Genomic DNA, 19,927 nt, shown 5'->3' on the forward strand with positions numbered 1-19,927 from the left:
CAGACTTGGCCCTGCTATGCAATACCCATATTAATAAAAAGCCCGGCCAGGGGCGAGTTTGAGGTTAAGTAAGACATGAGACTGACATCTAAAGGGCGTTATGCCGTGACCGCGATGCTTGACGTTGCGCTCAACTCTGAAACGGGCCCGGTGCCGTTGGCAGATATTTCAGAGCGTCAGGGAATTTCGCTTTCCTATCTGGAACAGCTGTTCTCTCGCCTGCGTAAAAATGGCCTGGTTTCCAGCGTTCGTGGCCCAGGCGGCGGTTATCTGTTAGGTAAAGATGCCGGCAGTATCGCCGTCGGCGAAGTCATTAGCGCCGTGGACGAATCCGTTGACGCCACCCGTTGCCAGGGCAAGGGCGGCTGTCAGGGCGGTGATAAATGCCTGACTCACGCGCTGTGGCGCGATCTGAGCGAACGCCTGACCGGCTTCCTGAACAATATCACCCTCGGGGAACTGGTGAATAACCAGGAGATCCTCGATGTTTCCGGTCGTCAGCATCAGCACGAAACCCAGCGCAATGCGCGCACCCAGGACGCGATCGACGTTAAACTGCGCGCCTGAGTGACCCATCCCGTTTCGGGCTGCGGCTGACAGGGCGAGGCAGCGCGAAACGGCGGGACAACGATTATAAAGAGCTTTCAGAATCAGGCCGGGATGCTCCGACATTCCGTGTACTCGGTCGTACATCAAGCCGGTTGCCTGATTCCTTGCATTGAGTGATGTACGGAGTTTAAGAGCAATGAAATTACCGATTTACCTCGATTACTCCGCAACCACGCCGGTGGACCCGCGTGTTGCCGAGAAAATGATGCAGTTCCTGACCATGGACGGGACCTTTGGTAACCCGGCCTCCCGTTCCCACCGTTTTGGCTGGCAGGCTGAAGAGGCGGTTGATATCGCCCGCAATCAGATTGCCGAGCTGGTCGGTGCCGACCCGCGCGAAATCGTCTTTACCTCTGGTGCGACTGAATCCGACAACCTGGCGATCAAGGGTGCAGCCAACTTTTATCAGAAAAAAGGCAAGCACATCATCACCAGCAAAACCGAGCATAAAGCGGTTCTGGATACCTGCCGTCAGCTGGAGCGCGAAGGCTTCGAAGTGACCTACCTGGCGCCGCAGAGCAACGGGATTATCGATCTGAAAGAGCTGGAAGCGGCGATGCGTGACGACACCATCCTGGTTTCCATCATGCATGTGAATAACGAAATCGGCGTGGTGCAGGATATCGCTACCATCGGCGAGATGTGTCGCGCCCGCGGTATCATTTACCACGTTGACGCCACCCAGAGCGTGGGCAAGCTGCCTATCGATCTGAGCCAGCTGAAAGTTGACCTGATGTCCTTCTCCGGTCACAAAATCTACGGTCCGAAAGGCATCGGCGCGCTGTACGTGCGTCGTAAGCCGCGTATTCGTATCGAAGCGCAAATCCACGGCGGCGGCCACGAGCGCGGTATGCGTTCCGGTACTCTGCCTGTTCACCAGATCGTCGGCATGGGTGAAGCTTACCGTATCGCCAAAGAAGAGATGGAAAGCGAGATGGCGCGTCTGCGCACGCTGCGCAACCGTCTGTGGAACGGCGTGAAGGATATGGAAGAAGTGTACCTCAACGGCGACCTCGAGCAGGGCGCGCCGAACATTCTTAACGTCAGCTTCAACTATGTTGAAGGCGAGTCGCTGATTATGGCGCTGAAAGACCTGGCGGTTTCCTCCGGTTCAGCCTGTACTTCCGCGAGCCTTGAGCCATCCTACGTGCTGCGCGCGTTAGGCATGACTGATGAACTGGCGCACAGTTCTATTCGTTTCTCTTTAGGTCGTTTCACTACCGAAGAAGAGATTGACTACGCCATCAACCTGATTCGTAAATCCATTGGCCGTCTGCGCGAGCTTTCTCCACTGTGGGAAATGTTCAAGCAGGGCGTGGATCTGAACAGTATTGAATGGTCACATCACTAATTCGGCACCAATAAGGAGAATTCATCATGGCTTACAGCGAAAAAGTTATCGATCATTACGAGAACCCGCGCAACGTCGGCTCTTTTGACAACAGCGACGAGAACGTCGGCAGCGGCATGGTCGGCGCGCCGGCCTGCGGCGACGTGATGAAGTTGCAGATTAAAGTCAACAATGAAGGTATCATTGAAGACGCGCGCTTCAAGACCTACGGCTGCGGTTCCGCTATCGCTTCCAGCTCTCTGGTCACCGAGTGGGTGAAGGGTAAATCCCTGGACGAAGCGCAGGCGATCAAGAACACCGATATCGCCGATGAACTGGAGCTGCCGCCGGTGAAAATTCACTGCTCTATTCTGGCGGAAGACGCGATTAAAGCCGCGATTGCGGATTACAAAAGCAAACGTGAAGCAAAATAATTAGTTGAGGTTTTGTTATGTCGATTACTCTTAGCGACAGTGCAGCAGCGCGAGTCAATGCCTTCCTGGCAAACCGCGGAAAAGGGTTTGGCCTGCGCCTGGGCGTGAGAACCTCCGGCTGCTCAGGTATGGCCTATGTACTGGAGTTTGTTGACGAGCCGGCGGCTGAAGACACCGTGTTTGAAGACAAAGGCGTGAAGGTCGTGATCGACGGCAAAAGTCTGCAATTCCTCGACGGCACGCAGCTGGACTTCGTCAAAGAAGGCCTTAACGAAGGGTTCAAGTTCACTAACCCTAACGTCAAAGATGAGTGCGGCTGCGGCGAAAGCTTTAACGTATAATTGGTACTCCCCAACCCCACCGCGGTCACGCCGCGCGTGGGGTTTTCGTTTAGATGCATGACCCTGAGGTTACTATGGACTATTTCACCCTCTTCGGGTTACCAGCCAGCTATACCCTCTCGCTTGAACAACTGGCTGTCCGGTATCAGGATCTGCAGCGCCAGTACCATCCGGATAAATTTGCCAGCGCGCCCGCTGCGGAACAGCTTGCGGCGGTTCAGTATTCCGCCACCATTAACCAGGCCTGGCAGACGCTGCGCCATCCCCTGACCCGCGCAGAATACCTCCTCTCGCTGCATGGCTTCGATCTGGCCAGCGAGCAGCATACCGTTCGCGATACCGCGTTCCTGATGGAACAGCTGGAACTGCGCGAAGAGCTGGATGAGATCGGCCAGGCGAAAGACGAAGCGCGGCTGGAAGGCTTTATCAAACGAGTGAAAGCGCTGTTTGATACCCGCCATCAGCTGATGGTTGACCAATTGCATAATGAGAGCTGGGAAGCGGCGGCGGACACGGTTCGTAAGCTCCGTTTCCTCGATAAGCTGCGCAGCAGTGCTGAAGAACTCGAAGAAAAACTGCTCGATTTTTAATTTTCGGAAGCAATTATGGCCTTATTACAAATTAGTGAGCCCGGCCTGAGCGCCGCGCCGCACCAGCGTCGTCTGGCGGCCGGTATCGACCTGGGCACCACCAATTCTCTGGTGGCTACCGTGCGTAGCGGCCAGGCCGAGACTCTGCCCGATCATCAAGGCCGCTATCTGCTGCCGTCGGTGGTGAATTACCACGCATCGGGGCTGACCGTCGGCTATGACGCCCGGCTGAACGCCGCCCAGGATCCCGCCAATACCATCAGCTCCGTGAAACGGATGATGGGGCGCTCCCTCGCCGATATCCAACACCGCTATCCGCATCTGCCGTATCAGCTGCAGGCCAGTGAAAACGGCCTGCCGATGATCCAGACCGCCGGCGGCCTGCTGAACCCGATTCGCGTCTCCGCCGATATCCTGAAAGCGCTGGCCGCCCGGGCCACTGAAGCGCTGGCCGGCGAGCTCGACGGCGTGGTCATCACCGTCCCCGCTTACTTTGATGACGCCCAGCGTCAGGGGACCAAAGACGCGGCGCGCCTGGCGGGTCTGCACGTGCTGCGCCTGCTTAATGAACCGACCGCGGCGGCTATCGCCTATGGCCTTGATTCCGGCCAGGAAGGGGTGATTGCGGTCTACGATCTCGGCGGCGGCACCTTTGATATTTCTATTCTGCGCTTAAGCCGCGGGGTGTTTGAAGTGCTGGCCACCGGCGGCGACTCGGCCCTCGGCGGCGATGATTTCGATCATCTGCTGGCGGACTACCTGCGCGAGCAGGCGGGCTTCAGCGACCGTAGCGACAACCGCCTGCAGCGTGAGCTGCTGGATGCCGCCATCGCGGCGAAAATCGCCCTTAGCGATGCCGAGGTGGCGCACGTTGAGGTCGGCGGCTGGCAGGGCGATATCACTCGCAGCCAGTTTAACGATCTGATCGCCCCGCTGGTAAAACGTACGTTAATGGCCTGCCGCCGGGCGCTGAAAGACGCTGGCGTTGAGGCGCAAGAGGTGCTGGAAGTGGTGATGGTCGGCGGTTCCACCCGCGTGCCGCTGGTGCGCGAGCGCGTCGGCGACTTCTTCGGTCGCACCCCGCTGACCTCCATCGACCCTGACAAAGTCGTCGCCATTGGCGCGGCGATCCAGGCCGATATTCTGGTCGGCAACAAGCCGGACAGCGAACTGTTGCTGCTCGACGTTATCCCGCTGTCGTTAGGGCTGGAAACCATGGGCGGCCTGGTGGAGAAAGTGATCCCGCGTAATACCACCATTCCGGTGGCCCGCGCCCAGGAGTTCACCACCTTCAAAGATGGCCAAACGGCGATGTCCATTCATGTGATGCAGGGCGAGCGTGAGCTGGTGCAGGATTGCCGCTCCCTGGCGCGCTTTGCGCTGCGCGGTATCCCGGCGCTGCCGGCGGGCGGGGCGCATATTCGCGTCACCTTCCAGGTGGACGCCGATGGCCTGCTGAGCGTCACGGCGATGGAAAAGTCGACCGGCGTGGAAGCCTCTATTCAGGTGAAACCGTCTTACGGTCTGACCGATGGCGAAATCGCCACCATGATTAAAGATTCGATGAGCTACGCCGAACAGGATATCCAGGCGCGCATGCTGGCTGAACAGAAAGTGGAAGCCGCACGCGTACTGGAGAGCCTGACAAGCGCGCTGGCCGCCGACGCCGCGCTGTTAAGCGCCGCGGAGCGTCAGGCTATCGATGCCGCTGCGGAGCAGGTACGCGCCGCCGCGGCAGGCGACGACGCCGACGCCATTAAAGAAGCGATTAAAAATATCGACACACAAACCCAGGAATTCGCCGCCCGCCGTATGGATCAGTCGGTCCGTATCGCGCTGAAAGGCCAATCCGTGGACGAGGTTTAAAATGCCAAAAATTGTATTTCTGCCCCACCAGGACCTGTGTCCGGATGGCATCGTTGTGGAAGCTGAGACCGGTGAAACTATTCTGGATGCGGCGCTGCGTAGCGGCATCGAGATTGAACACGCCTGCGAAAAATCCTGTGCCTGCACCACCTGCCACTGCATCGTGCGTGAAGGCTTTGACTCGCTGGCGGAAAGTACCGAAGATGAAGACGATATGCTGGATAAAGCCTGGGGACTGGAGCCTGACAGCCGCCTGAGCTGCCAGGCGCGCGTCACCGACGAAGATCTGGTCGTTGAGATCCCGCGTTACACCATCAACCACGCACGCGAGCACTAATATGGCACTGAAATGGACCGACAGTCGTGAAATCGGCGAAGCGCTGTATGACGCTTACCCTGACCTCGACCCAAAAACCGTTCGCTTTACCGACATGCATCAATGGATTTGCGATCTGGAAGAGTTTGATGATGACCCGAACGCATCCAATGAAAAAATTCTCGAGGCGATTCTGTTAGTCTGGTTAGACGAAGCCGAATAATTTTCGCATCATGATTTATGCGGCGGTATAAAGTCGGATGAATCATTGAGCGAGAGAACGTTACGGGCTGCCATACGGTGGCCCGTTTGCTAAGAAGGATAATGATAATGACCGAAGCCATGAAGATTACGCTTTCCACTCAGCCAGCCGATGCGCGCTGGGGAGAAAAGGCGTCTTACAGCATTAATCATGACGGCATCGCCCTGCATCTCAACGGCAAAGACGACCTGGGCTTGATTCAGCGCGCGGCGCGTAAAATTGACGGCATGGGGATCAAGCATGTCGCGTTAAGCGGCGAAGGCTGGAACACCGACCGCGCGTGGGCGTTCTGGGCGGGTTATAAAGGCCCGAAAGGCACCCGTAAAGTTGAATGGCCGACGCTGGACGATGCGCAGAAAAGCGAGCTGGATAACCGTCTGACCATTATTGACTGGGTGCGCGACACCATCAATGCGCCGGCGGAAGAGCTGGGCCCGGAACAGCTGGCGCAGCGCGCCGTCGACCTGCTGTGCAGCGTGGCGGGCGAGAAGATGAGCTATCGCATCACCAAAGGCGAAGATCTGCGTGAGCAGGGCTATCTCGGCCTGCACACGGTGGGCCGCGGCTCCGAGCGCCCGCCGGTTTTGCTGGCGCTGGACTATAACCCGACCGGCGATAAAGAAGCCCCGGTATATGCCTGTCTGGTAGGTAAAGGCATCACCTTTGATTCCGGCGGCTACAGCATCAAACAGAGCGCCTTTATGGATTCAATGAAATCCGATATGGGCGGCGCGGCGACTATCACCGGCGCCCTGGCCTTCGCTATTACCCGCGGGCTGAACAAGCGCGTGAAGCTCTATCTGTGCTGCGCCGACAACCTGATCAGCGGCAACGCTTTCAAACTGGGCGATATTATTCATTATCGCAACGGCAAAACCGTCGAAGTCATGAACACCGACGCCGAAGGTCGTCTGGTGCTGGCGGATGGCCTGATTGACGCTTCGGCGCAGAAGCCGGAGCTGATCATCGATGCCGCCACCCTGACCGGCGCGGCGAAAACCGCGCTCGGCAACGACTACCACGCGCTGTTCAGCTTTGACGATGCGCTGGCGAATCGCCTGCTGGCGAGCGCTCAGGCGGAAAATGAAGCGTTCTGGCGTCTGCCGCTGGCCGAATTCCACCGTCATCAGCTGCCGTCTAATTTCGCGGAACTGAACAATACCGGCAGCGCCGCCTATCCGGCCGGCGCCAGCACCGCGGCGGGCTTCCTGTCCCATTTCGTGGAAAACTACCACCAGGGCTGGCTGCATATCGACTGTTCGGCAACCTACCGCAAATCTGCCGTTGAGCAGTGGTCGGCGGGCGCGACGGGGCTTGGCGTACGTACTATCGCCAATCTGCTGACGGCTGAGTAATGGCCTTGCCGGGTGGCGCGACGCTTACCCGGCCTGGAAAATCCGCAGGCCCGTGCGGACGTAGCGCCGCCGGGCGATTTTTGAAGTAGCCAAACTATGTCCGAAACCAAAAACGAATTAGAAACCCTGCTGGAAAAAGCGGCTACCGAGCCCGCTCATCGTCCGGCATTTTTCAGCGCGCTGCTTGAGGCCACCGTCTGGGTACCAGGCCGCGCAGCCGATGGCGAGCAGATTGTCGAAGATAGCGCGCTGGATCTGCAGCACTGGGAAAAAGATGACGGTACGTCGGTCATTCCGTTCTTCACTTCGCTTGAGGCCCTGCAGCAGGCGGTGGAAGACGAACAGGCTTTCGTGATGATGCCGGCCCGCACGCTGATGGCGATGACTCTCGGTGAATCGCTGTTCCTCAACCCGAAGCTGCCGAACGGTAAAGCGTTTACCCCGCGCGAAATCAGCCATCTGCTCGGGGAAGAGGGCCGCCCGCTCAGCACCCAGACGGTGCTGGAAGGGGGGGAAGCGCTGCTGCTGTCTGAAGTCGCCGAGCCGCCGGCGCAGATGGTGGATTCGCTGACCACGCTGTTCAAAACGCTGAAAACCGTCAAGCGGGCGTTCCTGTGCTCGATCAAAGAGCACGCCGACGCGCCCGCTAATCTGCTGATCGGCATTGAAGCGGAAGGGGATATCGAGTCCATCATTCAGACCACCGGCAGCGTGGCCACCGATACCCTGCCCGGCGATGAGCCGATCGATATTTGCCAGGTGGTGGAAGGCGAGAAGGGCATCAGCCACTTTATGATTGCCCATATCACGCCGTTCTATGAAAAGCGCTGGGGCAGCTTCCTGCGCGATTTCAAACAAAACCGCATTATCTGACAGCGGGGGCGGTTGCCCCCGGTTTCGGTATGCTTTCAGCTCGATGCAAAAGCGGGGTTGCAAAGGTTAATGCAGGGCGGCAACGATCCGCGGATAGGCTGACGCCATGTTATAGAGCAGAAATCCCGTCACGCACAGCGTGACGACGCCGTTGAAGAGCGCCATATCCCCGCGCAAGGCACGGCACCTTTCCTCTCCCAGCAGATAGCGTAGCGCTGCTACCAGCCCGGCGACCAGCACCATCAGAAAACCCAGCAGCGCTTGATGACCATAGGTGATCAGCGGGACGTCTTCCAAAGTGACGCCGAGAAAGCGGGTATAAACGGAAACGGGCGCAGGAACCAGGCTTAACCATGTCCGGTTCAATTGCGGCCAAAAATAGAGGATTGCGCCGCCGACCAGCAGGCCAGCGATGCCTCCCAGCCAGGGAAGGCGCGGGGAATAAGCAAAATCTGGGTTGGAGACTAATGCCATTTTCACGCCTTGTGGTGCCATCAGGTTATGGATTAAACGCTCAATCCTGGCGCTGGCCCCGACGGCGCGCGTTAATCGCGCTATCGGTGGGAGATGGTGAATTAGTCAGGACAACCTTCGAGCCTGGCGTAAAGATCCTCATGAATATATTCCAGCTCCAGCAAGGCGCCATCGCGTGACTCGTTGAGGGCTTGTTGATGCTGCCATTCGTCGTGGCTCTCCTTTCCACCGGTAAAAATCCCCTGCAAATATTCAATCAGCGACGATTCTGCCAGCCAAAGCTCATTCTCTTTACCCTCGAAGCGGACGACAGGATATTCACCCTGTTCATCACGCTCGGTGACGTAGATAAATACCTGCTGATCCCCGGGATGGCAGAGGCGAATCAGGGCAGGAAGACGCGGATCGTCGTTCCAGACGGGCATTAGCTCTTCAAAATCCAGCCCGATCATATCAAGGCCATTCATATAATAAGCCTCTTCATCCAGTGAGTCGGAAAGCAGGACGCCATGTTCATCAATGGCGTTCAGAACCGATTCCAGCACCCGTTGACCGTAGGGGCTTGTCAGCTGGCAATCGTAGGCCAGCAGCGCTTTCAGACTCTCCGGAAGCGCCACGGTTTCGCTATTTTGCGGATCACGGTATTTCCGGACGCGCAGGCGATCCACTTCGTCTACGGGCATCGGTTTCGGGGTGGGATTGCGGTTGTGCTTGTGTACGACATCCATGAGATCCGCTAATGAAAAAGCCATCATTCAATTTCCTTATATAGTGGGCGGCAATAAAGCCAACACGGCAGGCGCAAGCCCTGCGGCCGCACAGAGTAGCTGGTTTAGCGACTGGCAGGAGAATGAGGCGGAGAAAATCAGAAATTATTTAGTGGCCGCGGGACGGGACGTCCGCGGCCATGCGGCGTTTACTGAGCGGCAGGAGCCGGTTCAATCGGCAGATCGCTGCGCGCCCCCCATTCGCTCCATGAGCCGTCGTACAGGCAGACGCCGTTCACGCCAAGCGTGGTGAGCGCCAGCACGACCACCGCCGCCGTCACGCCGGACCCACAGCTGGCGATAATGGGCCGATCAAAATCGACGCCCTGACGCAAAAAGATGTCGTTCAGCTCGTCGACGGTCTTCAGCTCGCCGTTAATCACCAGCTCCGTCCACGGGACGTTCAGCGCGCCGGGGATATGCCCGCGCCGCAGGCCGGGGCGCGGTTCGTCAGCCTGGCCGTTAAACCGGGCCGCCGGACGCGCATCGACAATCTGCGCCGATCCTTCATGGCTGACCAGCAGCACGTCGGTCAGGCGCTTAATTTGCTGAGGATCGAACCGCACGTCGAATTCTCCTTCGGCCACCTCCGGCACCCCTTGTTCCAGCGGCAGCTCGTCGCGACGCCAGCCCTCCAGCCCACCGGCCAGAATCGACACTTTCTCCACGCCAAAGGCGCGCAGCATCCACCAGGCGCGCGGGGCGGAAAACAGATTGCCTTCGTCATAGACGACCAGGTGCTTATCGCTGCAGACGCCCAGTTCGCGCATGGCCACGGCAAACGCCTCGGCGCGCGGCATCATATGCGGCAGCGGGCTGGTGTGATCGGACAGCGCCTCGATATCGAAAAACAGCGCGTTCGGCACGTGGCCGGCGCGGTACTCCGCGGCCATATCGCGCAGGGCCTCCTGCCCGGCGGGCGCCATGCGGGCGTCGATAATCTGGATCTCCGGGTCATCAATATGTTCCGCCAGCCAGTCGGCGGCGACAAAAAACGAGGTGGACATAGGTGCCTCCGTTTGACTATTCATGACTGAATTGTCGGCGTTTTATCGGGTGCTGACAAGTTAAGGACGCCAGAGTGGGGACGACGTCACGGCACTTTTCTGATTAATCGGCAGAAACCCGCGTCATCACTGTTGAGAAGCGCCGCCTTAACGCATAATAAAAAGTGATAATTTGCATCAGGCCCACCGGCCGAGGGGTTAGAAGGATGAAACCATTTCGTTTAGCGGCGCTGTCACTGGCGCTCCTTACCGCATTTTCATTAACCGGGTGTGATGACAGCGGTACACCGCAGGCTACGGCCCCGACGCCGGCCGCCGATAGCGGCCCTGGCGCGGCGGCAAAACCGGACAGCGCCCAGCTGGCGGCGCTGGCGGAAAAAAGCCAGGGCAAAGCGCTGACGCTGCTCGACGCCTCGGAGGTGCAGCTGGATGGCGCCGCGACCCTGGTGCTGACCTTTTCCGTACCGCTGCAGCCGGACCAAGATTTCTCCCGCAGCGTGCACCTGGTGGATAAGAAGAGCGGTAAGGTAGATGGCGCGTGGGAGCTGGCGCCGAACCTGAAAGAGCTGCGTCTGCGTCACCTTGAGCCAAAGCGCGAGCTGATTGTCTCGGTCGACCCGACGCTGACCGCCCTGAACAAGGCGACGCTCGATAAACCGTTCGAGAAGACCCTGACTACCCGCGATATCGCGCCAAGCGTCGGATTTGCCAGCCGCGGCTCGCTGCTGCCGGGCAACGTGATCGCCGGGCTGCCGGTGATGGCGCTGAACGTCGATAACGTCGACGTGAACTTCTTCCGCATTAAGCCGGAATCGCTCTCGGCCTTCGTCAGCCAGTGGGAATACCGCAATTCATTAAGCAACTGGGAATCCGACGAGCTGCTGAAGATGGCCGATCTGGTATACAGCGGCCGCTTTGACCTCAATCCGGCGCGCAATACCCGCGAAAAGCTGCTGCTGCCGCTGAGCGACATCAAGCCGCTCCAGCAGCCTGGCGTCTACGTGGCGGTCATGAACCCGGCGGGTCATTATAGCTACAGCAACGCGGCGACGCTGTTTACCCTTAGCGACATCGGCGTGTCGGCGCATCGCTACCACAACCGGCTGGACGTCTTTACCCAGAGCCTGGAAAACGGCGCCGCCCAGTCTGGTATCGATGTCCAGCTGCTCAACGCCAAAGGGCAGACCCTGGCGCAGGCGAAAAGCGATAGCCAGGGCCACGTCACCCTGCAAACCGATAAAGAAGCCGCGCTGCTGCTGGCGCGCAAAGAGGGACAAACCACGCTGCTCGACCTCAAACTGCCGGCGCTGGATCTGGCGGAGTTCTCCATTGCCGGCGCGCCAGGCTTCAGCAAACAGTTCTTTATGTTTGGCCCACGGGATCTCTATCGTCCGGGCGAAACGGTGATCCTCAATGCGCTGCTGCGCGATAGCGATGGCAAACCGCTGGCGGAACAGCCGGTGAAGCTGGAGGTGGTCCAGCCGGATGGCCAGGTGATCCGCTCGGTGATGAGCAAACCGGTTAACGGCCTGTACCAGTTTACTTATCCGCTCGACAGCGGCGCGGCCACCGGCATGTGGCACATTCGCGCCAGCACCGGCGACAACCAGCCCCGCGAGTGGGATTTCCACGTCGAAGACTTTATGCCGGAACGCATGGCGCTGAAGCTGACGCCGCAGGCGGCGCCTGTCGCGCCGAATGCCGATGTCGCCTTTGATGTCAGCGGCGCTTATCTCTACGGCGCGCCGGCCAGCGGCAACACGCTGCAGGGCAAACTGTTCCTGCGCCCGCTTCGCGACGCCGTCGCCGCGCTGCCGGGCTTTGAGTTCGGCGATATCGCAGAAGAAAATCTCTCCCGCAGCCTTGATGAAGTCCAGCTGACGCTGGATGAAAAAGGCCATGGCGAAGTGACCACCTCCAGCCAGTGGCAGGATAGCCATTCGCCGCTGCAGGTGGTGTTGCAGGCGAGCCTGCTGGAGTCCGGTGGGCGTCCGGTCACCCGTACGGTTAAGCAGCCGATCTGGCCTGCCGAGGCGCTGCCGGGGATCCGCCCGCAATTTACCCTGAAGGACGTTTACGACTACCGCACCGACACCACGGTGAAGCAGCCGGTGGTGGATGAAAACAGCAACGCCGCGTTCGATATCGTCTATGCCGACGCCAAAGGCGAGAAAAAAGCCGTTTCCGGCCTGCAGGTGCGACTGATCCGCGAGCGCCGGGATTATTACTGGAACTGGTCCGATAGCGAAGGCTGGCAGTCGCAGTTCGATCAAAAAGATCTGCAGGAGGGCGAGGAGTCGCTGGATCTGCAGGCCGGCCAGATCGGTAAAGTGAGCTTTCCGGTAGAGTGGGGCTCCTATCGCCTGGAGGTGAAAGGACCGGACGATGTCGTCAGCAGCGTGCGCTTCTGGGCGGGCTACAGCTGGCAGGATAACAGCGAAGGCACCGGCGCAGCGCGCCCGGACCGGGTCACCATGAAGCTGGATAAACCGAGCTATAAGCCGGGCGACACCATCAGGCTGCACATCGCCGCCCCGGCGGCGGGTAAAGGCTACGCGATGGTGGAATCCAGCGAAGGGCCGCTGTGGTGGCAGGAGATTGACGTACCCGCCGAGGGGATGGACCTGTCGATCCCGGTGGATAACGCCTGGAATCGCCACGACCTCTACCTCAGCACGCTGGTGGTTCGCCCCGGCGATAAATCCCGCTCGGCGACGCCGAAACGCGCGGTGGGCCTGCTGCATCTGCCGCTGGGCGATGAAAACCGTCGCCTGACGCTGGCGCTGGAGGCCCCGGATAAAATGCGCCCCAACCAGCCGCTGACGGTGAAAGTGAAAGCCAGCGTCAAAGAGGGAGAGGCGCCGAAGCAGGTTAACGTTCTGCTCTCGGCTGTCGATAGCGGGGTGCTGAATATTACCGATTACGCCACCCCGGATCCGTGGAACGCCTTCTTTGGCCAGAAACGTTATGGGGCGGATATTTATGATATTTACGGCCAGGTGATTGAAGGGCAGGGGCGTGTGGCCAGTCTGCGCTTCGGCGGCGATGGCGACGAGTTAAAACGTGGCGGTAAACCGCCGGTTAACCATGTGACCATCATCGCCCAGCAGGCGCAGCCGGTGGTGCTGAACGATCAGGGCGAAGGGACGGTGACGCTGCCGATCGGTGATTTTAACGGCGAGCTGCGGGTGATGGCTCAGGCCTGGACGGCGGATGACTTCGGCAGCAGCGAAGATAAAGTGGTGGTGGCCGCCCCGGTCATCGCCGAGCTGAATACCCCGCGCTTCCTCGCCAGCGGCGACACCACCCGTCTGGCGCTGGATCTCAGCAACCTGACCGATAAACCGCAAACTCTGCAGGTACATCTTGCCGCCAGCGGACTGGTGACCTTGACCGAGGGTCAACTAACGTCGGTGCAGCTGGCGCCGGGGGCGCGCAGCACGCTGTTTGTGCCGGTGAGCGCGCTGCCGGGCTTTGGCGATGGCCAGGTGAGCGCTACTATCAGCGGCCTGAGCCTGCCGGGGGAAACCTTCGCCCCGCTGCAGAAGCAGTGGAAAATCGGCGTTCGTCCGGCGTTCCCGGCGCAGACCGTCAACAGCGGCGCCGTGCTGCAGCCCGGCGAAAGCTGGCAGGCGCCGGCGGCGCAATCGGCAGGTTTCGCCCCGCAGACGCTGCAGGGCCAGCTGCTGCTCAGCGGCAAGCCGCCGTTGAATCTTGCGCGCTATATCCGCGACCTGAAAGCCTATCCTTACGGCTGCCTTGAGCAGACCGCCAGCGGCCTGTTCCCGTCCCTGTATACCAGCGCGGCGCAGCTAAAAGCGCTGGGCATCAGCGGGGACAGCGACGAAAAACGTCGCGCGGCAATCGATGTCGGGATCTCGCGCCTGCTGCAGATGCAACTGGAAAACGGCGGCTTTGCGCTATGGGATAAAGAGGGGCCGGAAGAGTACTGGCTGACCGCTTACGCCATGGATTTCCTTGTTCGCGCGGGCGAGCAGGGCTATAGCGTACCGGTCAACGCCATTAATAAAGGTAACGAACGCCTGCTGCGCTATCTTCAGGAGCCGGGGCTGATGACCGTGCGCTACAGCGACGACGCCCAGGCCAGCCGCTTTGCCGCCCAGGCATACGCCGCACTGGTGCTGGCGCGTCAGCAAAAAGCCCCGCTCGGCGCATTGCGTGAAATCTGGAGCCGTCACGACCAGGCGCGATCCGGCCTGCCGCTGCTGCAGCTCGGCATTGCGCTGAAAACCATGGGCGATGCGCCGCGCGGCGATGAGGCCATGAAGCTGGCGGTTGCCACGCCGCGCCATGATGAGAATCGCTGGCTGGGCGATTACGGCAGCTCGCTTCGCGATGACGCGCTGAAGCTGGCGCTGCTGGAAGAGAACAAGCTGCTGCCGGAGGTGCAAAACACGCTGTTGAGCACGCTGTCGGAAGAGGCCTACGGCCAGCGCTGGCTGTCGACCCAGGAAACCAACGCCCTGTTCCTTGCCGGACGTACGCTTGCCGACCTGCCGGGCAACTGGCAGGCGCAAACCTCGCTGCAGGCTGAGCCGCTGGCCGGCGATAAAGCGCAAACCCGTAACCTCGACGGCGATCGGCTGGCGACGTTGCAGGTGAGCAACACCGGCAGTCAACCGCTGTGGCTGCGTCTGGACAGCAGCGGCTATCCGCAAAGCGCGCCGCAGCCGGGCGGCAACGTCCTGGGGATTGAACGCGTCGTTTTCGATACCCAGGGGCGGCAGAAGTCGCTGTCGTCGCTGCGCAGCGGCGAACTGGTGCTGGTCAAGCTGGAGGTGACCGCCAGACGCAACGTGCCTGACGCGCTGGTGGTTGACCTGCTGCCGGCGGGACTCGAGCTGGAAAACCAGAATCTGGCCAACAGCAGCGCCAGCCTGCAGGAGAATGGCGAAGCGGTGCAAAACCTCCTTAACCAGATGCAGCAGGCCGATATTCAGCATATCGAGTTCCGCGACGACCGCTTCGTCGCCGCTGTCGCGGTCAATGAAGGTCAGCCGGTGACGCTGGTCTACCTGGCGCGGGCGGTCACGCCGGGCACCTACCAGGTCCCGCAGCCGCAGGTGGAATCGATGTATGTGCCGCAGTGGCGGGCGACCGGGACCGCCAGCGGTCCGCTCACCGTGACGCCGTAAATGCGCGTAGTGCATCGGGTAAAACGCCGCTGGCGCTGGCTGGCGGCGTTTATTTTTCTGCTGTGGCTGGCGGTTATGACCGCCGATCGCCTGTGGCCGCTGCCGCTGCATGACGTCACGCCTGCCCGGGTGGTCGTGGCGGAGGACGGGACCCCCCTGTGGCGGTTTGCCGACGCGCAGGGCGTCTGGCGTTATCCGGTGACTCTCGCCGACGTGTCGCCGCGCTATCTGCAGGCGCTTATTCAGTATGAGGACCGCTGGTTCTGGCGCCATCCGGGGGTCAATCCCTTCGCTGTAGTGCGCGCCGCCTGGCAGGATCTCACCTCCGGGCGGGTCATTTCCGGCGGCAGTACCCTCACCATGCAGGTGGCGCGCCTGCTCGATCCCCACCCCCGCACTTTCGGCGGCAAGCTGCGCCAGCTGTGGCGGGCGCTGCAGCTGGAGTGGCATCTGTCAAAGAGCGAAATCCTGACCCTGTATCTGAATCGTGCGCCCTTTGGCGGCACCCTGCAAGGGATCGGCGCGGCCAGTTGGGCTTATCTCGGCAAGCCGCCCGCGCAGCTCAGCTACGGCGAGGCGGCGCTGCTGGCGGTGCTGCCCCAGGCGCCCAGCCGTTTACGTCCGGACCGCTGGCCGCAGCGGGCCCAGGCGGCGCGGGATAAAGTCCTTGCGCGCATGGTCAGCCAGGGCGTCTGGCCGAGGCTGGTGGTAAAGGAGGCGATGGAGGAGCCGGTGTGGCTGTTTCCGCGGCAGATGCCGCAGCTGGCGCCGCTCTTCGCCCGCCGGGCGCTGGCGACCAGTCGTGAGGAAAAAGTGGTGACGACCCTCGATGCCGGACTGCAGCGGCAGCTCGAGGATCTGGCGCTGAACTGGAAGTCGCGCCTGCCGCCGCGCAGTTCGCTGGCGATGGTTGTCGTCGACCACACGGATATGAAAGTCCGCGGCTGGGTGGGGTCGGCGGATATTACGGACGACAGTCGCTTTGGCCACATTGATATGGCGTCGGCGGTCCGTTCGCCTGGGTCGGTGCTGAAACCCTTTATTTATGCGCTGGCGATGGATGAAGGGCTGATCCATCCGGCGTCGTTATTGCAGGATGTGCCGCGGCGCTTTAGCGATTATCGCCCCGGTAACTTTGACAGCGGCTTTCACGGCCCGGTGAGCGCCAGCGACGCGCTGGTGCGCTCCCTGAATCTGCCGGCGGTCCAGGTGCTCGAAGCCTACGGGCCCAAACGTTTCGCGGCGAATTTGCGCAATGCCGGGTTGCCCCTGATGCTGCCCGCCGGCGCCGAGCCGAATCTGTCGTTGATCCTCGGCGGCGCCGGAGCGAGGCTGGAAGATATCGTCGCGGCGTACAGCGCCTTTGCCCGCCACGGGAAGGCGGCGCGGCTGCGCATGACGCCCGGAGACCCGCTGGTGGAAAGGGCGCTGATATCCCCGGGGGCGGCGTGGATCGTCCGGCGCATCCTGGCCGGCGAAGCGCAGCCGGTTCCCGATGCCTCACTCCCGCAAGTGGTGCCGCTGGCCTGGAAGACCGGCACCAGCTACGGGTATCGCGATGCGTGGGCGGTGGGCCTCAATGCGCGTTATCTGATTGGCATCTGGACCGGGCGTCCGGACGGTACGCCGGTGGTGGGGCAGTTTGGCTTCGCCAGCGCGGTGCCGTTGCTCAATCAGGTCAATAATCTGCTGCTCGCCCGCCCGGCGATGAGCCGCGGCGGCCTGCCGGTCGATCCGCGACCGGCAACGGTTAGCCGCGGAACGCTCTGCTGGCCCGGCGGCCAGGCGCTGCCGGCGGGCGACAGCAACTGCCGTCGTCGCCTGGCCAGCTGGCTGCTGGAAGACAGCCAGCCGCCGACCCTGCTGCTGCCGGGGCAGGAGGGCGTGCGCGGGATCCGCTTCCCGGTGTGGCGCAATGAACACGGCGAACGGGTGGCGGCGGATTGTCCCGGGGCGCGCGAAAGTGTGGTGGAGGTCTGGCCGCTGCCGCTGGATCCCTGGCTACCGCCGGGGGAACGTCGCTCCGCGCGTCTGGGGCCGGCATCGAAGGCATGCCCGCCGTTGCAAACTCAGGATGCCGCGCCGCTGGTGCTCTCCGGGGTTCGCGAGGGGGCGGTGATTAAACGTCTGCCGGGGGAGGCGCGGGTGATGTTGCCCCTGCAAACCAGCGGTGGTGAAGGGCGGCGCTGGTGGTTTATCAACGGCCAGCCGATAGATGCCGCCGGCGCGAGAACCACGCTAACTCTGGATAAGCCCGGCGAGTGGCAGCTGGTGGTGATGGATGAGGCAGGACAAACGGCGGCCGCGCGTTTTACCCTGCAATAACCAGGGTAAATTTGTTGTTGGCGGTTTGTGTTTTCAATACTCATCTTATTTTAACAAAATGTTACCTTCAGCCGTAGGCAGGGGCGGGGATGCTCATTATAATGCGCGCCAGGCCATACGATCGTATGCGCAACAACAGAACATTTAATTAGAGGTAATCATGGCTATTGAACGTACTTTTTCCATCATCAAACCAAACGCGGTGGCAAAAAACGTTATTGGCAGCATCTTTTCCCGCTTTGAAGCTGCAGGGTTCAAAATCGTCGGCACCAAAATGCTGCACCTGACCGTAGAGCAGGCTCGTGGTTTCTATGCTGAGCACGAAGGTCGCCCGTTCTTCGACGGTCTGGTTGAGTTCATGACCTCCGGCCCGATCGTGGTTTCCGTCCTGGAAGGCGAAAACGCCGTTCAGCGTCACCGTGACCTGCTGGGCGCCACCAACCCGGCAAACGCCCTGGCGGGTACCCTGCGCGCTGACTACGCTGACAGCTTCACCGAGAACGGCACCCACGGTTCCGACTCTGTAGAATCCGCTGCACGCGAAATCGCGTTCTTCTTTGCTGAAGGCGAGGTTTGCCCGCGCACTCGCTAATCCTCGTCGTCTTTTCGACCGTCGCGGCGTTGGCTACGCGCGTTCACCCCGGTCACATAGTTATCTATGCTCCCGGGGATTCACTTGCTTGCCGCCTTGCGACAATCGAAAAGCCATAGAGGATTATGTACGCAGTAACAGATTTTTTATCATTGCTTTGTGCAAACGTGGCAATGATCCGCCAGAATTTGTAGAATATAGCGCCCCTGGACGAGCTGTCGCTCTCCGGGGCGTTTCTTTTTCAACCCACCTGGGGCCATAACGTGTAATAACGAGGCCGGAAAACATTATGTCTGAACAAATTGTCACGCCTGATACCGCCGCTCTGACGGTGCCGAACAAAGATGCCAAAATCAACCTGCTGGATTTAAACCGTCAGCAGATGCGCGAGTTTTTCAAAAACATGGGCGAGAAGCCTTTCCGCGCCGATCAGGTGATGAAATGGATGTATCACTACTGCTGCGACGACTTTGATGAGATGACTGACATCAACAAAGTCCTGCGCAGTAAACTGAAAGAAGTGGCGGAGATCCGCGCCCCGGAAGTGGTTGAAGAGCAACGCTCAACCGACGGGACCATTAAATGGGCGATTGCCGTTGGCGATCAGCGCGTCGAGACCGTCTATATCCCGGAAGAAGACCGCGCCACCCTGTGCGTCTCCTCCCAGGTAGGCTGCGCGCTGGAGTGTAAATTCTGCTCCACCGCCCAGCAGGGCTTTAACCGCAACCTGCGGGTTTCCGAAATTATCGGCCAGGTCTGGCGCGCGGCGAAAATCGTCGGCGCGGTGAAGACCACCGGCGTACGTCCGATCACCAACGTGGTGATGATGGGCATGGGCGAGCCGCTGCTGAACCTCAACAATGTCGTTCCGGCAATGGAAATCATGCTCGACGATTTCGGCTTTGGCCTCTCCAAACGTCGCGTCACCCTGTCGACTTCCGGCGTGGTGCCGGCGCTGGATAAACTCGGCGATATGATCGACGTCGCGCTGGCCATCTCCCTGCACGCGCCGAACGACACCATTCGTGACGAAATCGTCCCGATCAACAAAAAGTACAACATCGAGACCTTCCTCAACTCGGTGCGCGGCTATATTTCGAAGTCCAACGCCAACCAGGGCCGGGTGACCATCGAGTACGTGATGCTGGATCATGTCAACGACGGCACCGAGCACGCCCACGAACTGGCGGCGCTGCTGAAAGATACGCCGTGCAAGATCAACCTGATCCCATGGAACCCGTTCCCGGGCGCGCCGTATGGCCGCAGCTCCAACAGCCGCATCGACCGTTTCTCCAAAGTTCTGATGGAGTACGGCTTTACGACCATCGTGCGTAAAACGCGCGGCGACGATATCGATGCCGCCTGCGGTCAGCTGGCGGGCGACGTCATCGACCGTACCAAGCGCACGCTGCGTAAGCGGATGCAGGGCGAAGCGATTGACGTAAAAGCGGTCTGACAAATGATGGCCCGTGCAGCGCAGGCGGCACGGGTCATATTTATGACCAATAGCCAGGCGAAATACGCTGATTCGGTTAATAATTACGGTGCGTTTTTGTCGACTTTGAGGCAGTATGTAGCGGCACAACAACCGCTTAGCATTCAATTTTGATTCGTCTCTGTGATCGCGCGG

Annotated in this window: 17 protein-coding genes; 14 read left to right on the top strand and 3 right to left on the bottom strand. The window is 60.3% G+C overall.

Annotation, left to right across the window (positions count from 1 at the left end; translation table 11 throughout):
* The first annotated feature begins 75 nt into the window (after window positions 1-75).
* The 10 genes from iscR to sseB all read left to right on the top strand — a co-directional run bounded on the left by iscR (window position 76) and on the right by sseB (window position 7,976).
* Window positions 76-567, top strand: a complete 492-nt coding sequence (iscR, locus tag MKR05_RS16335; RefSeq protein ID WP_002913993.1) for a Fe-S cluster assembly transcriptional regulator IscR — start codon at window positions 76-78, stop codon at window positions 565-567.
* A gap of 178 nt (window positions 568-745) precedes the next feature.
* Entirely contained in the window at window positions 746-1,960 is a 1,215-nt protein-coding gene (gene iscS / locus MKR05_RS16340) for a cysteine desulfurase (protein WP_017900428.1), read from the top strand.
* Between the two features lie 26 nt (window positions 1,961-1,986).
* Window positions 1,987-2,373 carry a Fe-S cluster assembly scaffold IscU gene (gene iscU / locus MKR05_RS16345; protein WP_002913991.1) on the top strand — a complete coding sequence of 129 codons (387 nt, stop codon included), beginning with the start codon at window positions 1,987-1,989 and terminating at the stop codon, window positions 2,371-2,373.
* A 17-nt stretch (window positions 2,374-2,390) separates the two neighbouring features.
* Window positions 2,391-2,714 (top strand): iron-sulfur cluster assembly protein IscA, encoded by a 324-nt coding sequence (gene iscA, locus MKR05_RS16350; protein ID WP_002913979.1) that lies wholly within the window; start codon window positions 2,391-2,393, stop codon window positions 2,712-2,714.
* A gap of 74 nt (window positions 2,715-2,788) precedes the next feature.
* Entirely contained in the window at window positions 2,789-3,304 is a 516-nt protein-coding gene (hscB, locus tag MKR05_RS16355) for a co-chaperone HscB (protein WP_023290644.1), read from the top strand.
* 15 nt (window positions 3,305-3,319) lie between these two features.
* Window positions 3,320-5,170 (top strand): Fe-S protein assembly chaperone HscA, encoded by a 1,851-nt coding sequence (gene hscA / locus MKR05_RS16360; protein ID WP_023290643.1) that lies wholly within the window; start codon window positions 3,320-3,322, stop codon window positions 5,168-5,170.
* A gap of 1 nt (window position 5,171) precedes the next feature.
* On the top strand, window positions 5,172-5,507 hold the full coding sequence (fdx, locus tag MKR05_RS16365; protein ID WP_004201872.1) for an ISC system 2Fe-2S type ferredoxin: 336 nt from the start codon (window positions 5,172-5,174) through the stop codon (window positions 5,505-5,507).
* Window position 5,508: 1 nt separating this feature from the next.
* The gene (gene iscX / locus MKR05_RS16370; protein WP_002913954.1) at window positions 5,509-5,709 is read left to right on the top strand and encodes a Fe-S cluster assembly protein IscX; all 201 of its coding nucleotides are present in this window, start codon (window positions 5,509-5,511) and stop codon (window positions 5,707-5,709) included.
* Window positions 5,710-5,816: 107 nt separating this feature from the next.
* Complete coding sequence (pepB, locus tag MKR05_RS16375; RefSeq protein WP_023290642.1) at window positions 5,817-7,103, top strand: aminopeptidase PepB; 1,287 nt, start codon at window positions 5,817-5,819, stop codon at window positions 7,101-7,103.
* Between the two features lie 96 nt (window positions 7,104-7,199).
* The gene (gene sseB, locus MKR05_RS16380; protein ID WP_284118364.1) at window positions 7,200-7,976 is read left to right on the top strand and encodes an enhanced serine sensitivity protein SseB; all 777 of its coding nucleotides are present in this window, start codon (window positions 7,200-7,202) and stop codon (window positions 7,974-7,976) included.
* Between the two features lie 66 nt (window positions 7,977-8,042).
* Here the strand turns inward: sseB and MKR05_RS16385 are convergent, their stop codons facing one another.
* The 3 genes from MKR05_RS16385 to sseA all read right to left on the bottom strand — a co-directional run bounded on the left by MKR05_RS16385 (window position 8,043) and on the right by sseA (window position 10,224).
* Complete coding sequence (locus tag MKR05_RS16385; protein WP_284118366.1) at window positions 8,043-8,450, bottom strand: hypothetical protein; 408 nt, start codon at window positions 8,448-8,450, stop codon at window positions 8,043-8,045.
* Between the two features lie 101 nt (window positions 8,451-8,551).
* Window positions 8,552-9,202 carry a DUF5066 family protein gene (locus MKR05_RS16390; RefSeq protein ID WP_023290639.1) on the bottom strand — a complete coding sequence of 217 codons (651 nt, stop codon included), beginning with the start codon at window positions 9,200-9,202 and terminating at the stop codon, window positions 8,552-8,554.
* Window positions 9,203-9,366: 164 nt separating this feature from the next.
* Entirely contained in the window at window positions 9,367-10,224 is an 858-nt protein-coding gene (sseA, locus tag MKR05_RS16395; RefSeq protein WP_023290638.1) for a 3-mercaptopyruvate sulfurtransferase, read from the bottom strand.
* A 206-nt stretch (window positions 10,225-10,430) separates the two neighbouring features.
* Between sseA and MKR05_RS16400 the strand changes: the two genes are divergently transcribed.
* The 4 genes from MKR05_RS16400 to MKR05_RS16415 all read left to right on the top strand — a co-directional run bounded on the left by MKR05_RS16400 (window position 10,431) and on the right by MKR05_RS16415 (window position 19,753).
* Complete coding sequence (locus MKR05_RS16400) at window positions 10,431-15,380, top strand: alpha-2-macroglobulin (protein ID WP_284118368.1); 4,950 nt, start codon at window positions 10,431-10,433, stop codon at window positions 15,378-15,380.
* Window positions 15,381-17,705 carry a peptidoglycan glycosyltransferase PbpC gene (gene pbpC / locus MKR05_RS16405; protein WP_177335891.1) on the top strand — a complete coding sequence of 775 codons (2,325 nt, stop codon included), beginning with the start codon at window positions 15,381-15,383 and terminating at the stop codon, window positions 17,703-17,705.
* 160 nt (window positions 17,706-17,865) lie between these two features.
* A complete protein-coding gene (gene ndk / locus MKR05_RS16410) occupies window positions 17,866-18,297 on the top strand; it encodes a nucleoside-diphosphate kinase (protein ID WP_004144312.1) in 432 nt (143 codons plus the stop codon).
* A 289-nt stretch (window positions 18,298-18,586) separates the two neighbouring features.
* Window positions 18,587-19,753, top strand: coding sequence for a bifunctional tRNA (adenosine(37)-C2)-methyltransferase TrmG/ribosomal RNA large subunit methyltransferase RlmN (locus MKR05_RS16415; protein WP_002913894.1), 1,167 nt, complete (start codon window positions 18,587-18,589; stop codon window positions 19,751-19,753).
* Window positions 19,754-19,927 lie beyond the last annotated feature (174 nt).

Source organism: Klebsiella sp. K5-204 (assembly GCF_030128585.1).
Lineage (GTDB): Bacteria > Pseudomonadota > Gammaproteobacteria > Enterobacterales > Enterobacteriaceae > Klebsiella > Klebsiella quasipneumoniae.